The sequence below is a fragment of the Burkholderia anthina genome, from assembly GCF_001547525.1.
Taxonomy (GTDB): domain Bacteria; phylum Pseudomonadota; class Gammaproteobacteria; order Burkholderiales; family Burkholderiaceae; genus Burkholderia; species Burkholderia semiarida.
This window is the reverse complement of record NZ_CM003768.1, coordinates 1,713,238-1,727,527: the sequence shown is the minus strand read 5'-3', so window position 1 is coordinate 1,727,527 and position 14,290 is coordinate 1,713,238. Positions and strand designations below refer to the sequence as shown.

Genomic DNA, 14,290 nt, shown 5'->3' with positions numbered 1-14,290 from the left:
GCGGCGCCGCAACCTGCGCGATCAGGCCAGTTCGAGCAGCACCGGCTGGTGATCGGACGCGCGTACGTCGCCGTCGATCTCGCAGCCGGTGACGCGCGGCAACAGCGTGTCGGTCACGAACACGAAATCGCACGCGAGCGGGCCGTCCGACCATTGCACCGTATCGTAGACGCCGGCCGTCGGCGGCGGCGTACGACCGGGATGCAGCGCGACCCACGCGTCGACGAAACGCGGCGCGTCGGCAATCGGCTCCAGAAAGCGCCGGTACGCGTCGCTGCCGAACGCGCTGTTGAAATCGCCGCAGACGATCGCGTCGCGCGGTTGTCCGGTCGCGCTGAACGGCCCGTCGGCGGTTTCGGCGGGCGCGGGGTGGTCCGCGTGCGCGCAGGCCTCGCGATGCCGCGCGCGTAGCGCGTCGACCTGTGCAAGCCGCTGGCGCGCCGAGTAATACTCCAGATGCGTGGTGATCACGCGCAACGGCCCGAAGGGCGGCTGCAACTCGATATCGAGCGCGACGCGCGGCATCGACGGCGCGCCGGCGTCGGCGGGCCACGGCAGCAATTGGCGCAGCACGCGCCCGACCGGCAGCCGCGTCGCGATCGCATTGCCGAACTGGCGGCGTGCGCCACCGGGCCGGATGGCAGGCAGGTCGGCGCCGATGGCCTCGACGATCGTATAGCCGGGCAACAGCGCCGCGAGTTCGGCGAACTGATCCGGGCCTGGCCGGCCGGGCAGTGCGTCGAAGCCGCGCGTGACTTCCTGCAGGCACAGCACGTCGAAATCGCCGAGCCGGCGGATGGCCGCGACGGTGCGCGGAAGATCGACGACGCCGTCCGCGTCGCGGCCCCATTGGATGTTCCAGTCGATCAATCGCATGGTCGAACCTCCTGTCGGGCGGGTAGGGATGTTGGGCCTCGGACGTTGCCTCGGCTGATTCCGTGGCCCACGCCGACTGCAGGCGAATCGGAAAGCCGCGTCGAGCGGCCGTCCGGGCCCGCGCCGCATGGTTTATGCCCGCGTGCCCGATGCGTGCCTCATCCAAAGCACGCGGCGAGGGCCTTCGTCGTCTACAATCTCGCCTTCTTCAACGTTTGTCAGGAAAAGCTGGTGTCCGAAGCCGTCCCCACTTCTGCGCGCAAATCGAAAAATGCGCCCGTTCCGCCCGGGCCTGCACCGGTTCTCGAGATCGAATCGCTCGACATGGAAGCGCGCGGTGTCGGCCGCACGGTGACCGAGGACGGCCAGCCGGGCAAGGTGATCTTCGTCGAAGGCGCGCTGCCGGGCGAGCGCGTGACCTATTCGAGCTATCGCCGCAAGCCGAGCTACGAGCAAGCGACGGTCGTCGACATTCTGCGTCCGAGCGTGATGCGTACGCAGCCGAAATGCAAGTTCTTCGGCACCTGCGGCGGTTGCTCGATGCAGCATCTCGACATGCGCGCGCAGGTCGCGGTCAAGCAGCGCGTGCTCGAAGACAATCTGTGGCACCTGGCGAAGCTGCGCGCGGAAACGATGTTCGCGCCGATCCACGGCCCGTCATGGGGCTATCGCTACCGCGCACGCCTGACCGTGCGCAACGTCGCGAAGAAGGGCGGCGTGCTGGTCGGATTCCACGAGAAGAAGAGCAGCTACGTCGCCGACATGACGAGCTGCGAAGTGCTGCCGCCGCACGTGTCGGCGATGCTCGTGCCGCTGCGCCGGCTCGTCGAGGGGCTGTCGATTCGCGACCGGATGCCGCAGATCGAACTCGCGGTCGGCTCGGCGGTCACGGCGCTCGTGCTGCGCGTGCTGGAGCCGATCAACGCGGACGACGAAGCGCTGCTGCGCGCGTTCGCGGACGAGCACAAGGTGCAGTTCTGGCTGCAGCCGAAGGGGCCGGACACGGTAACGCCGTTCTATCCGCTCGACGTGTCGCTCGATTACACGCTGCCGGAATTCGGCATCCGCATGCCGTTCAAGCCGACCGACTTCACGCAGGTCAATCACCAGATCAACCGCGTGCTGGTGGGCCGCGCGCTGCGCCTGCTCGCGCCGTCGCGCGACGACCGCGTGCTCGACCTGTTCTGTGGAATCGGCAACTTCACGCTGCCGCTCGCGCGGCTGTCGCGCGAAGTGATGGGCATCGAGGGCAGCGACACGCTGACCACGCGCGCGCTGGCGAACGCGCGCGAGAACGGTGTCGACGGCCACACGACGTTCGCGTGCCGGAACCTGTTCGAAGTGACGGGCGACGACCTGCGCGCGCTCGGCGCATTCGACAAATTCCTGATCGACCCGCCGCGCGAAGGCGCGCTCGCGGTGTCGAAGGCGCTGGCCGAGATCGCGCAGAGCGGCGAAGGCCCGCTGCCGAAACGCATCGTCTACGTGTCGTGCAACCCGTCGACGCTCGCGCGCGATGCGGGCCTGCTCGTGCACGAGGCCGGCTATCGGCTGAAGGGCGCTGGTGTCGTGAACATGTTCCCGAATACGTCGCACGTCGAATCGATTGCGCTGTTCGAGCGCGACTGAGCCGGGCGGCGGACGTAAAAAAACCGGCCCGCGGGCCGGTTTTTTCATGGGTGCGCAGCGAACGTCAGTTGCGGTTGCCGCCGAAGATGCCGAGCAGCGCGAGCAGGTTCGTGAACACGTTGTACAGGTCGAGGTAGATCGCGAGCGTGGCCGAGATGTAGTTCGTCTCGCCGCCGTTCACGACGCGCTGGACGTCGAACAGCATGTAGGCCGAGAAGATCGCGATCGCGAGCACCGACACGGTGAGCATCAGCGCCGGCAGTTGCAGGAAGATGTTCGCGACCGACGCCAGCAGGATCACGATCACGCCCATGAACAGCCACTTGCCGAGCCCCGAGAAGTCGCGCTTGCTGACGGTGGCGATCGTCGCCATCACGGCGAAGATGATGCCGGTGCCGCCGAACGCGAGCATGATCAGCGACGGGCCGTTCGAGAAGCCGAGGATGAAGCTCAGCAGCCGCGACAGCATCAGGCCCATGAAGAACGTGAAGCCGAGCAGCACGAACACGCCGGCCGCGCTGTTTTTCGTCCGCTCGATCGCGAACATGAAGCCGAACGCGATCGCGAAGAACGCGAGCAGGCTCATCATCGGGCTCGTGGCCGCGAACAGCGAGAAGCCCGTCGCGACGCCGACCCAGGCGCCCAGCACGGTCGGCACCATCGACAGCGCGAGCAGCCAGTACGTGTTCCGCAGCACGCGGTTGCGAACCTCGGCGGTGCTGACGGAACCGCCGCGGCCGAAATTGTACGGATAGTCGTTCATGGTTTCTCCTAACATTGAACGCGTGGGCGTCCGGGGCCGGTTCGGCACACGCGGTGTGCGGCGCAGCAAACCGGAGCAGCTATGGCTAAGATACGTTCCGTGCCGCGAGGTTTCAATGGCTCGGCGGAACAAAACATATGCATTCTGAACCTTTCATTCGTGTAAGGGTTCAATCGCAATGATACACGGGATCGTGCTACAATAGCGGATTCATTTGAACCTGTAACTTCTTAATTTTTTGGAGTTTTTATGGCAATCGAGCGCACCCTGTCGATCATCAAGCCGGATGCGGTGGCAAAGAACGTGATCGGCCAGATCTACAGCCGTTTCGAAGGCGCCGGCCTGAAGATCGTCGCAGCGCGCATGGCACACCTGTCGCGTGCTGACGCAGAGAAGTTCTACGCAGTCCACGCGGCACGTCCGTTCTTCAAGGATCTCGTCGATTTCATGATCTCGGGCCCGGTGATGATCCAGGTTCTGGAAGGTGAAGGCGCGATCCTGAAGAACCGCGACCTGATGGGCGCGACGGATCCGAAGAAGGCGGAAAAGGGCACGATCCGCGCCGACTTCGCCGACAGCATCGACGCGAACGCCGTGCACGGCTCGGACGCCGCGGAAACGGCAGCGGTCGAAATCGCGTTCTTCTTCCCGGAAATGAACGTTTACTCGCGTTAAGCCCTGGCTGACAGCAAGTAGGCAGGATTCAGCGCACGCGGCAAGGCAGCACATCATGACGAGCGAAACTTCCGTCAATCTTCTCGACTTCGACGCCGAGGGTCTTGTCGCGTACTGCGGCAGCCTGGGCGAGAAGCCGTTCCGCGCCAAGCAGTTGCAGCGCTGGATCCACCAGTACAACGCCGGCGACTTCGACGGCATGACCGATCTCGCGAAGTCCCTGAGGGAAAAGCTCAAGGGCCGCGCGTCGATCGTGATGCCGGATATCGTCAGCGATCACGTTTCCACCGACGGCACGCGCAAGTGGCTGATCGACGTCGGAAACGGCAATGCGGTCGAAACCGTGTTCATCCCGGAAGAGACGCGCGGCACGCTGTGCGTGTCGTCGCAGGCCGGATGCGCGGTGAACTGCCGCTTCTGTTCGACGGGCAAGCAGGGCTTCTCCCGCAACCTGTCGACAGCCGAAATCATCGGCCAGCTCCGGATGGCCGAGTTTGCGTTGCGCGCGTCGCTGGGCCGCGCGCCCGGCCCGAATGGCCGGGCCGAGCGGGTCGTCACCAACGTGGTGATGATGGGCATGGGCGAGCCGCTCCTGAATTACAGCGCGGTCGTACCCGCGATGCGGCTGATGCTCGACGACAACGCGTACGGCCTGTCGCGCCGTCGCGTCACGCTGTCGACGTCCGGCGTGGTGCCGATGATGGACCGCCTCGGCGCCGAGTTGCCGGTCGCGCTGGCCGTTTCGCTGCATGCGCCGAACGATGCGCTGCGCGACGAGCTGGTGCCGCTCAACAAGAAGTATCCGCTTCGCGAGCTGATGGCTGCGTGCCAGCGTTATCTGAAAGTCGCGCCGCGCGACTTCATCACGTTCGAATACTGCATGCTCGACGGTGTCAACGACACCGAAGCGCATGCGCGCGAACTGCTGGCCGTCACGCGCGACGTGCCGTGCAAGTTCAACCTGATCCCGTTCAATCCGTTTCCGGAATCTGGCCTGATCCGTTCGAAGCCGGAGCAGATCAAGCGTTTCGCGCAGGTCCTCATCGACGCGGGCGTCGTCACGACCGTGCGCAAGACGCGCGGCGACGACATCGATGCCGCGTGCGGGCAACTGGCCGGCGCGGTGAAGGACCGCACGCGCCTCGCGGAACGGACAGGCGCGGCAGGAAAGATCATCGAAGTTCGGGCAGTTTGACGGGGACGCCTAGTCGGGGACGCCCAGTCGGGGACGCCCAGTCGGGGACGCCCAGTCGGGGGCGCGTAGTCGGGGGCGCCTGGTTCGGGGCACCTGCCCAGGGTGCCCGAACCGTTTGGCGGTGCAACACGCGAATAGCGATCGGTCGCGGCGCCTCGGCGCCGCGCAGGGTATGAACCGTTGCGGGTGCCGGCCGGCAGGAGCCGGCGGCACCCGCCAGTGAAGAAGAATCGACGCGAGGACAAGGATGAGTGAGCCGCAGCCGTCTAACGGCGCAGAGACGAATGCCGCGAAGCCGGCACCGGCGGGACTGGAATCGCTGGCGGCGGTCGGCAGCCGGCTGGCGCAGCTTCGGGAGACGAAGGGCTGGTCGGTCGACGACGTGTCGGCGCGACTCAAGGTCGCACCGCAGAAACTCCGGGCGCTCGAGGCCGGCGACATCAGCCATTTGCCCGGCGTGACCTTCGCGCTCGGCGTCGTGCGCAGCTACGCGAAGATGCTCGGCGTCGATCCGGAACCGTTCGCGCAGGCGCTGCGCCGCGAGCGCGGGGTGCCGGAAGTCGACCTGTCGATGCCGGCGTCGTCGGGCACGGATCTGCCGCGCGGCCGCGTGTCGATTCCGCTGGGCGGTTCGTCGCGCCACCATCCCTGGCTCTGGGGAACGGGGATCGTCATCGTCGCGGTGGTCGCCGCACTGATGTGGCACACTGGCGGCGATTCGTCGAGCCTGCTCGCGCGCTTCAAGGGCGGCGACGCCGAACATGCGTCGGCCGCGAGCGCGGCGGCAGCGTCCTCCGCTGAAGAAGCGGCCCCGAACGGTGCGTCGGCAGTGGTGGCGAATGAGGTTCCGGCCCCGGCTGCCGCGTCGGCGGCCCCGGCCCCCGCGGAGGCGATTGCATCGGCTGTCCCGGCGCCCGCGGCCCCGGTCGCGACGGCTGCGGCATCGCAGCCCGTGGCGGCAACGACGGCGGCAAGCACGGCCGCGCCGGCCCAGCCGGCGAGCGTCGCGGTCGCGGCAGGCCAGTCGATGGTCGAACTGAAGGTCAAGCAGGATTGCTGGTTCAGCGTGCGCGACAAGAACGGCAAGGAGCTGTTCTCGGCGCTGGTGCGCGCCGGCGAAACGAAGCAGGTTGCCGGCGACGGGCCGTTCAAGGTCACGATCGGCAACAAGGCTGGCCTCGACGCGATTGCGTTCGACGGAAAACCGGTCGATCCGGCAAAATATTCGGCAGCGCGGGGTAACGTGGCGCGGTTCACGCTGCCCTGACGTCAAGCGCCGTGGCGAAGGCCTGCCGTCGATATCGGCAGGCCGTGAGGGCACGGCGCTTTTTCAATTCATGCGCCGCGTCGCGGCGCATTCCGCGTAAATGGATCTATCGATGCAATCCGAAGCTCAATCCCCACGCAGCAGTCAGATTTGTTCAACCGAGCCGGTGTTCGGCGGGCATCAGCCGCGCCGCGTATCGCATGCGGTGGATGTCCGCTGGGGCGGGCAACTCGTGACGATCGGCGGCGACGCGCCGGTGCGCGTGCAGTCGATGACGAATACCGACACGGCCGACGCGATCGGCACGGCGATCCAGATCAAGGAACTCGCGAATGCGGGCTCCGAGCTGGTGCGCATCACGGTCAACACGCCCGAAGCCGCGGCCGCCGTGCCGGCGATTCGCGAGCAGCTCGACCGGATGGGCGTGACGGTGCCGCTCGTCGGCGATTTCCACTACAACGGGCACCTGCTGCTGCGCGACTACCCGGGCTGCGCGGAGTCGCTGTCGAAGTACCGGATCAACCCCGGTAACGTCGGTCAGGGCGCGAAGCGCGACACGCAGTTCGCGCAGATGATCGAGGCCGCGGCGAAGTACGACAAGCCGGTGCGGATCGGCGTGAACTGGGGCAGCCTCGACCAGGATCTGCTGGCGCGCATGATGGACGAGAACGCCGCGCGCGCGCAGCCGTGGGACGCGCAGAGCGTGATGTACGAGGCGCTGATCCAGTCGGCGATCGGCTCGGCCGAGCGTGCGGTGGAGCTTGGCCTCGGCCGCGACCGCATCGTGCTGTCGTGCAAGGTTAGCGGCGTGCAGGACCTGATCGCCGTGTACCGCGAACTCGGCCGCCGCTGCGGCTTCGCGCTGCACCTCGGGCTGACCGAGGCCGGCATGGGCTCGAAGGGGATCGTCGCGTCGACGGCGGCGCTCGGCGTGCTGCTGCAGGAAGGGATCGGCGACACGATCCGCATTTCGCTGACGCCGGAGCCGGGCGCGTCGCGCACGGGCGAAGTGATCGTCGGCCAGGAAATCCTCCAGACGATGGGCCTGCGCTCGTTCGCGCCGATGGTGATCGCGTGCCCGGGCTGCGGCCGCACGACGAGCACGCTGTTCCAGGAACTCGCGATGCAGATCCAGACGTATCTGCGCGAGCAGATGCCGGTCTGGCGCAAGGAGTATCCGGGCGTCGAGAAGATGAACGTCGCGGTGATGGGCTGCATCGTCAACGGCCCGGGCGAATCGAAGCACGCGAACATCGGCATCAGCCTGCCGGGCTCGGGCGAGAACCCGGCCGCGCCCGTCTTCATCGACGGCGAAAAGGTCAAGACGCTGCGCGGCGAGCGGATCGCCGAGGAATTCCAGCAGATCGTCAGCGACTACGTCGCACGCAATTACGGCCGCACCGAGGCCCTGAACTAATTCGTCCACACACACGAACGATGACTGAACAGAAACGCAAGATCGAGAAGCTCACCGGCGTCAAAGGCATGAACGATATCCTTCCGCAGGATGCCGGCCTGTGGGAATTCTTCGAAGCTACCGTGAAATCGCTGCTGCGCGCGTACGGGTACCAGAACATCCGCACGCCGATCGTCGAACATACGCAGCTCTTCACGCGCGGCATCGGCGAAGTCACCGACATCGTCGAGAAGGAGATGTACAGCTTCACCGACGCGCTGAACGGCGAGAACCTGACGATGCGCCCGGAAAACACCGCGGCCGTCGTGCGTGCGGCGATCGAGCACAACATGCTGTACGACGGCCCGAAGCGCCTGTGGTACATCGGCCCGATGTTCCGTCACGAGCGTCCGCAGCGCGGCCGTTATCGCCAGTTCCACCAGGTCGGCGTCGAGGCGCTCGGCTTCGCGGGTCCCGATGCGGATGCCGAGATCATCATGATGTGCCAGCGCCTGTGGGACGACCTCGGCCTGACCGGCATCAAGCTCGAGATCAACTCGCTCGGCCTCGCCGAAGAGCGCGCCGCGCACCGCGTCGAACTGATCAAGTACCTCGAGCAGTTCGCCGACGTGCTCGACGAGGACGCGAAGCGCCGCCTGTACACGAACCCGCTGCGCGTGCTCGACACGAAGAATCCCGCGCTGCAGGAGATCGCGCAGAACGCGCCGAAGCTGATCGATTTCCTCGGCGACGAATCGCGCGCGCATTTCGAAGGGCTGCAGCGCCTGCTGCTCGCGAACAACATTCCGTTCAAGATCAATCCGCGTCTCGTGCGCGGCCTCGATTACTACAACCTGACCGTGTTCGAGTGGGTGACCGACAAGCTCGGCGCACAGGGCACGGTCGCGGCCGGCGGCCGCTACGATCCGCTGATCGAGCAGCTCGGCGGCAAGCCGACCGCCGCGTGCGGCTGGGCGATGGGCATCGAGCGCATCCTCGAGCTGCTGAAGGAAGAGGATCTCGCGCCCGAGCAGGAAGGCGTCGACGTATACGTCGTGCACCAGGGTGAAACCGCGCGCGAACAGGCGTTCATCGCGGCCGAGCGCCTGCGCGACACGGGCCTCGACGTGATCTTCCACTGCAGCGCCGACGGCGCGCCGGCGAGCTTCAAGTCGCAGATGAAGCGGGCCGATGCAAGTGGCGCCGCGTTCGCGGTGATCTTCGGCGAAGAAGAGGTCGCGAACGGCACGGTGGGCGTGAAAGCGCTGCGCGGCGCGGGCGCGGAAGGGGAAAAGAACGTTCAGCAGACCGTACCGGTCGAAAGCTTGACCGAATTCCTAATCAATGCGATGGTTGCATCCGCCGAAGACGGCGACGACTGATCGCGCTGGCATCCGCGCGACAAGAAAAGCTGAACAGGAAGGAATCGCTCGCCGATGAGTTATCACGACGAACAAGAATCGATTGAAAGTCTCAAGGCGTGGTGGGCCCGCTGGGGCAACCTCACCACGTGGATCGTGCTCGCGGCGCTCGTCGTCGCGGCCGGTTTCAACGGCTGGAACTACTGGCAGCGCCGTCAGGCCGCCGAGGCGTCCGGGCTGTACGAACAGGTTCAGAAGGCGGCCGCCGCGAACGACAAGGCGACGATGGCCCGCGCGGCTGCCGACATGGAAGACAAGTTCGGCAGCACGCCGTATGCGCAGATGACGGCGCTCGCGGCCGCGAAGACGCTGTACGCGGCCGGCGATGCGGCAGGCGCGAAGGCGCAGCTGCAATGGGCCGCCGATCACGCCAAGGACGAAGAGTACAAGCAGATCGCGAAGCTGCGGCTCGCGTCGCTGCTGCTCGACGAGAAGGCGTACGATGCGGGCCTCGCGCTGCTGTCGGGTACGCCGGTCGATGCGTTCAAGGGCCTCGTGGCCGATCGCCGCGGCGATCTGCTGGCCGCGCAAGGCAAGACCGACGATGCGCGCGCGGCTTACAAGCTTGCGCTCGACGGCCTGTCGAAGGACGACCAGTCGGCACGCCAGCTCGTGCAGTTCAAGCTGGACGCGCTCGGCGGCTGAATCCCGGCCCCCTCAACCTCTTAACTCTGCTTCGCTAACCGATGAATTTGCTGAAACGTTACGCTGTGCCCGTTGCCTGCGCGGCGGCTGTCCTCGCTTTGGCGGCTTGCTCGTCGTCGAAGGACGCGCGCCGCGTGCCGACGCCGCTCACCGAGTTCAAGCCCGTGATGGACGTGCAACAGGTCTGGAAGGCGAGCGTCGGCAAGGGCGGACGCTACCTGTTCTCGCCGGTTGCCGTGGGCGACGCCGTCTATGCGGCGGGCGAAAACGGTTCGGTCGAGAAGATCGACGCGAAGACGGGCCAGACGCTGTGGCGCTCGAAGGTGGGTTCGGACCTGTCGGCCGGTGTCGGCAGCGACGGCAACCTGACCGCGGTCGGTGCGTTGAAGGGCGGCGTGTTCGTGCTGGGCCCGGACGGCAAGCAACTGTGGAAGACCACCGTGCAGGGCGAGATCTTCTCGCCGCCGCTCGTCGGCAATGGTCTCGTGATCGTGCGCACGATCGACGGCCAGGTGATCGCGTTCAACGCGCAGACGGGCGAGCAGAAGTGGAACTACCGCAACCGTGCGGTGCCGCTGAACCTGCGCGTGTCGGCCGGCATGACGTTCGCGGGCGACGCGGCCGTGCTCGCGGGCTTCCCGGGCGGCGGTCTCGTCGCGATCAACCTGCAGACGGGCGAGCCGTTCTGGCAGACCCCCGTGTCGTTCCCGAAGGGCGTGACCGAGGTCGAGCGCATCAACGACGTCAGCGGCCCGCCGACGCTCGTGGGCGCGGAAACCTGCGCGGTGACGTTCCAGGGTCAGCTCGGCTGCTTCGATGCGAACTCGGGCCGTCCGCTGTGGGAAAAACCGTTCTCGAGCCGCAGCGGCCTCGCGCAGGACGATTCGGTGGTCGCCGGCGGCGACGACTGGTCGGTCGTCACCGCGTACGACGCGGCCACGGGCAACCAGCTGTGGCGCAACGACAAGCTGAAGAGCCGTGACGTCGGCGTGCCGTACCTGCTCGGGCACGCGGTCGTGATGGGCGATTACAAGGGCTTCGTGCATTTCCTGTCGCGCGAAGACGGCAGCTTCATCGCGCGGATGAAGACCGACGGCAGCGCGATTACGGCGGCGCCGGTTCTCGCGGGCAATACGCTCGTCGTGCAGACGAAGGACGGCGGCCTGTACGGGTTCCGTCCGCGCTGACACGCGGGAAACAGGCGGGGCCGCGGCGCGGCGGGCCGGTCCCGCGCGCCGCGGCCCCGCGACTTGAAGGCGGCCGGCGTTCCCGGCCGCTCGGTATTTGAAAGGCAGTTCGAGACGAAAGACGACGGCGCGCGACGCGCGCCCGGCGCGCGCATCCGGCGCGGCGCGAATTCGTGATATTTTCATTCAGCGCAGCCGCCCGCAGCAGCGGGCCTCCCGCTGCTGCGCTTCACCGTAGAAAACACAGATGAAACCGGTCATTGCCCTCGTTGGGCGCCCCAATGTGGGGAAATCCACGCTGTTCAACAGGCTCACGCGCTCGCGCGATGCGCTGGTCGCCGACTTGCCGGGCTTGACGCGCGATCGCCATTACGGCGAAGGGCGCGTCGGCGAACGGCCCTATCTGGTCGTCGATACGGGCGGCTTCGAACCCGTCGCGAAGGACGGCATCCTGCACGAAATGGCGCGCCAGACGCGGCAGGCCGTCGAGGAAGCCGATGTCGTCGTGTTCATCGTCGACGGCCGCAACGGGCTCGCGCCGCAGGACAAGTCGATCGCCGACTACCTGCGCAAGACCGGCCGGCCGATCTTCCTCGTCGTCAACAAGGCCGAGGGGATGAAGTACACGGCGGTCGCCTCCGAGTTCTACGAGCTGGGGCTCGGCGATCCGCGCGCGATCTCGGCCGCGCACGGCGACGGCGTGACCGACATGATCAACGAGGCGCTCGAAGTCGCGTACGCGGGCCAGCCCGAGGAAGCGGACGAGGACGATCCGTCGCGCGGCATCAAGATCGCGATCGTCGGCCGCCCGAACGTCGGCAAGTCGACGCTCGTCAACGCGCTGATCGGCGAGGACCGCGTGATCGCGTTCGACATGCCGGGCACGACGCGCGATTCGATCTACGTCGACTTCGAGCGTAACGGCAAGAAGTACACGCTGATCGACACGGCCGGCCTGCGCCGCCGCGGCAAGGTGTTCGAGGCGATCGAGAAGTTCTCGGTCGTGAAGACGCTGCAGTCGATCTCCGACGCGAACGTCGTCATTCTTCTGCTGGATGCGCAGCAGGACATTTCCGACCAGGACGCGCACATCGCCGGCTTCGTCGTCGAGCAGGGCCGCGCGCTCGTGATCGGCGTCAACAAGTGGGACGGCCTCGACGACCACGCGCGCGACCGCGCGAAAGCGGATTTGACCCGCAAGCTGAAATTCCTCGACTTCGCGAAATCGCACTTCATTTCGGCCGCGAAGAAGACGGGTATCGGCGCGCTGATGCGCTCGGTCGACGACGCCTACGCGGCGGCCATGGCGAAACTGCCGACGCCGAAGCTCACGCGCGCGCTGATCGAGGCCGTCGAATTCCAGCAGCCGCGCCGTCGCGGCCCGGTGCGTCCGAAGCTGCGCTACGCGCACCAGGGCGGCCAGAATCCGCCGATCATCGTGATTCACGGCAACGCGCTCGACGCGGTGACGGAAACCTACAAGCGCTACCTCGAAAACCGGTTCCGCGAAACTTTCTCGCTGACCGGGACTCCATTGCGCATAGAGTTCCGTTCGTCGAACAATCCGTACGCGGACAAGGGCTGACGCATGGCCCGCCACGGCCAGGCCGGAAGGCCTATGCACCGGGCGGGGCAGGCAAAATCAGCTATAGTGTAGCGATTGGCGCCGGATCTCTTTTTCTTCGCCGCCAATCCAGATCAACCTGCAAAAAAAGATGGAGTACGCCATGAGCAACAAAGGGCAATTGTTACAAGACCCGTTTTTGAACGCACTGCGCAAAGAGCACGTTCCCGTTTCGATCTACCTCGTCAACGGCATCAAGCTTCAAGGGAACATTGAATCGTTCGACCAGTACGTCGTGTTGCTCCGTAATACGGTGACCCAGATGGTTTACAAGCACGCCATCTCGACGGTCGTGCCGGCGCGCCCGGTGAATTTCCACCCGGACGCGGAAGCCTCGTCCTAACCTATCGCAGCGGCCGGCATCCGGTCGCCGCGAGCGACCGATGCCAGCCGCCTTATCTTGACACCCGATAATTTGATCAACGCAGCGCTCGTCGGCATCGATTTCGGCAAGACCGATTTCGAAGCCAGTGTCGAAGAACTCAGTCTTCTCGCCTCCAGCGCGGGAGCCCGTCCCGCCGTCACCCTCACGGGGCGTCGCGCCAGTCCCGATGCCAAGATGTTCATCGGCAGCGGCAAAGCCGAAGAGCTGCGGCTCGCCTGCGACGCGCACAACGTCGAAATCGTCATCTTCAACCACGCATTGGCGCCAGCCCAGCAACGCAATCTGGAGCAGGCGCTTAACAGGCGCGTGGTCGATCGCACGAGCCTCATCCTCGACATCTTCGCGCAGCGCGCCCGCAGCCACGAAGGCAAGCTGCAGGTCGAGCTCGCGCAGCTTCAATACCTGTCGACCCGGCTGATTCGAGCGTGGACCCACCTCGAACGGCAAAAGGGCGGTATCGGCCTGCGCGGCCCCGGTGAAACCCAGCTCGAAACCGACCGCCGGCTGATCGGCGAACGCATCAAGATGCTGAAGTCGCGGCTCGACCGGCTGCGCCGCCAGCACAGCACGCAGCGCCGGCAGCGCGCGCGCAGCGGCACGATGTCGGTGTCGCTCGTCGGCTATACGAACGCGGGCAAGTCGACGCTGTTCAATGCGCTGACGAAAGCGCAGGCCTACGCGGCCGACCAGCTGTTCGCGACGCTCGATACGACGTCGCGGCGCGTGTACCTCGGCGACGAGGTCGGGCAGATCGTCGTGTCCGATACGGTCGGGTTCATCCGCGAGCTGCCTCACCAGCTCGTCGCGGCGTTCCGCGCGACCCTCGAGGAAACGATCCATGCGGATCTGCTGCTGCACGTGGTCGATGCGTCGAGCGCGGTCCGGCTCGAGCAAATCGAGCAGGTCAACGGCGTGCTGCACGAGATCGGTGCGGACACGGTCCGGCAGGTCCTGGTGTTCAACAAGATCGACGCCGTGCCCGAGCTGGCGGCCCGCGGCGACGCGGTCGAGCGGGACGAATATGGTAATATTTCGCGCGTCTTTTTGAGCGCGCGCACCGGTCAGGGTCTTGATACGTTGCGTGCCGCCATCGCCGAAATCGCCTCCGCGGAACACCTTTCCAGCGCGACGTTGTCCGACGCGCTCGATGGCACGTCCGCTGAACCGCACGAAGACCACACGATTTCCGAACACGGGCGCTAACCGGCCCCGGCCGGTTCGCCGGCT

General features: G+C 66.2%; 13 protein-coding genes. 11 read left to right on the top strand and 2 right to left on the bottom strand.

Annotated features, from left to right (window positions below):
* Positions 1-21: 21 nt before the first annotated feature.
* Positions 22-876 (bottom strand): endonuclease/exonuclease/phosphatase family protein, encoded by an 855-nt coding sequence (locus tag WS64_RS07920; RefSeq protein ID WP_060966185.1) that lies wholly within the window; start codon positions 874-876, stop codon positions 22-24.
* Between the two features lie 324 nt (positions 877-1,200).
* Between WS64_RS07920 and rlmD the strand changes: the two genes are divergently transcribed.
* Complete coding sequence (rlmD, locus tag WS64_RS07915; RefSeq protein WP_264162848.1) at positions 1,201-2,505, top strand: 23S rRNA (uracil(1939)-C(5))-methyltransferase RlmD; 1,305 nt, start codon at positions 1,201-1,203, stop codon at positions 2,503-2,505.
* 64 nt (positions 2,506-2,569) lie between these two features.
* On the opposite strand, the gene WS64_RS07910 is transcribed toward rlmD, so the two are convergent.
* The gene (locus WS64_RS07910) at positions 2,570-3,268 is read right to left on the bottom strand and encodes a Bax inhibitor-1/YccA family protein (protein WP_059585309.1); all 699 of its coding nucleotides are present in this window, start codon (positions 3,266-3,268) and stop codon (positions 2,570-2,572) included.
* Between the two features lie 249 nt (positions 3,269-3,517).
* Between WS64_RS07910 and ndk the strand changes: the two genes are divergently transcribed.
* From ndk to hflX, 10 genes are all read left to right on the top strand, one after another.
* Complete coding sequence (gene ndk / locus WS64_RS07905; RefSeq protein WP_040144283.1) at positions 3,518-3,943, top strand: nucleoside-diphosphate kinase; 426 nt, start codon at positions 3,518-3,520, stop codon at positions 3,941-3,943.
* A 55-nt stretch (positions 3,944-3,998) separates the two neighbouring features.
* A complete protein-coding gene (gene rlmN, locus WS64_RS07900) occupies positions 3,999-5,138 on the top strand; it encodes a dual-specificity RNA methyltransferase RlmN (protein WP_060316423.1) in 1,140 nt (379 codons plus the stop codon).
* Between the two features lie 247 nt (positions 5,139-5,385).
* A complete protein-coding gene (locus tag WS64_RS07895; RefSeq protein WP_060966184.1) occupies positions 5,386-6,405 on the top strand; it encodes a helix-turn-helix domain-containing protein in 1,020 nt (339 codons plus the stop codon).
* A 112-nt stretch (positions 6,406-6,517) separates the two neighbouring features.
* Positions 6,518-7,822, top strand: a complete 1,305-nt coding sequence (ispG, locus tag WS64_RS07890) for a flavodoxin-dependent (E)-4-hydroxy-3-methylbut-2-enyl-diphosphate synthase (RefSeq protein WP_059585331.1) — start codon at positions 6,518-6,520, stop codon at positions 7,820-7,822.
* 20 nt (positions 7,823-7,842) lie between these two features.
* Positions 7,843-9,183 carry a histidine--tRNA ligase gene (gene hisS, locus WS64_RS07885; RefSeq protein ID WP_059645729.1) on the top strand — a complete coding sequence of 447 codons (1,341 nt, stop codon included), beginning with the start codon at positions 7,843-7,845 and terminating at the stop codon, positions 9,181-9,183.
* A 54-nt stretch (positions 9,184-9,237) separates the two neighbouring features.
* Positions 9,238-9,867 (top strand): tetratricopeptide repeat protein, encoded by a 630-nt coding sequence (locus WS64_RS07880; RefSeq protein WP_006761402.1) that lies wholly within the window; start codon positions 9,238-9,240, stop codon positions 9,865-9,867.
* A gap of 41 nt (positions 9,868-9,908) precedes the next feature.
* Positions 9,909-11,054 carry an outer membrane protein assembly factor BamB gene (gene bamB, locus WS64_RS07875; RefSeq protein ID WP_059645732.1) on the top strand — a complete coding sequence of 382 codons (1,146 nt, stop codon included), beginning with the start codon at positions 9,909-9,911 and terminating at the stop codon, positions 11,052-11,054.
* 247 nt (positions 11,055-11,301) lie between these two features.
* Positions 11,302-12,639 (top strand): ribosome biogenesis GTPase Der, encoded by a 1,338-nt coding sequence (gene der, locus WS64_RS07870; protein ID WP_059585312.1) that lies wholly within the window; start codon positions 11,302-11,304, stop codon positions 12,637-12,639.
* A gap of 142 nt (positions 12,640-12,781) precedes the next feature.
* A complete protein-coding gene (hfq, locus tag WS64_RS07865; protein ID WP_006399927.1) occupies positions 12,782-13,021 on the top strand; it encodes an RNA chaperone Hfq in 240 nt (79 codons plus the stop codon).
* Between the two features lie 72 nt (positions 13,022-13,093).
* The gene (hflX, locus tag WS64_RS07860) at positions 13,094-14,266 is read left to right on the top strand and encodes a GTPase HflX (RefSeq protein WP_208606852.1); all 1,173 of its coding nucleotides are present in this window, start codon (positions 13,094-13,096) and stop codon (positions 14,264-14,266) included.
* Positions 14,267-14,290: the final 24 nt, after the last annotated feature.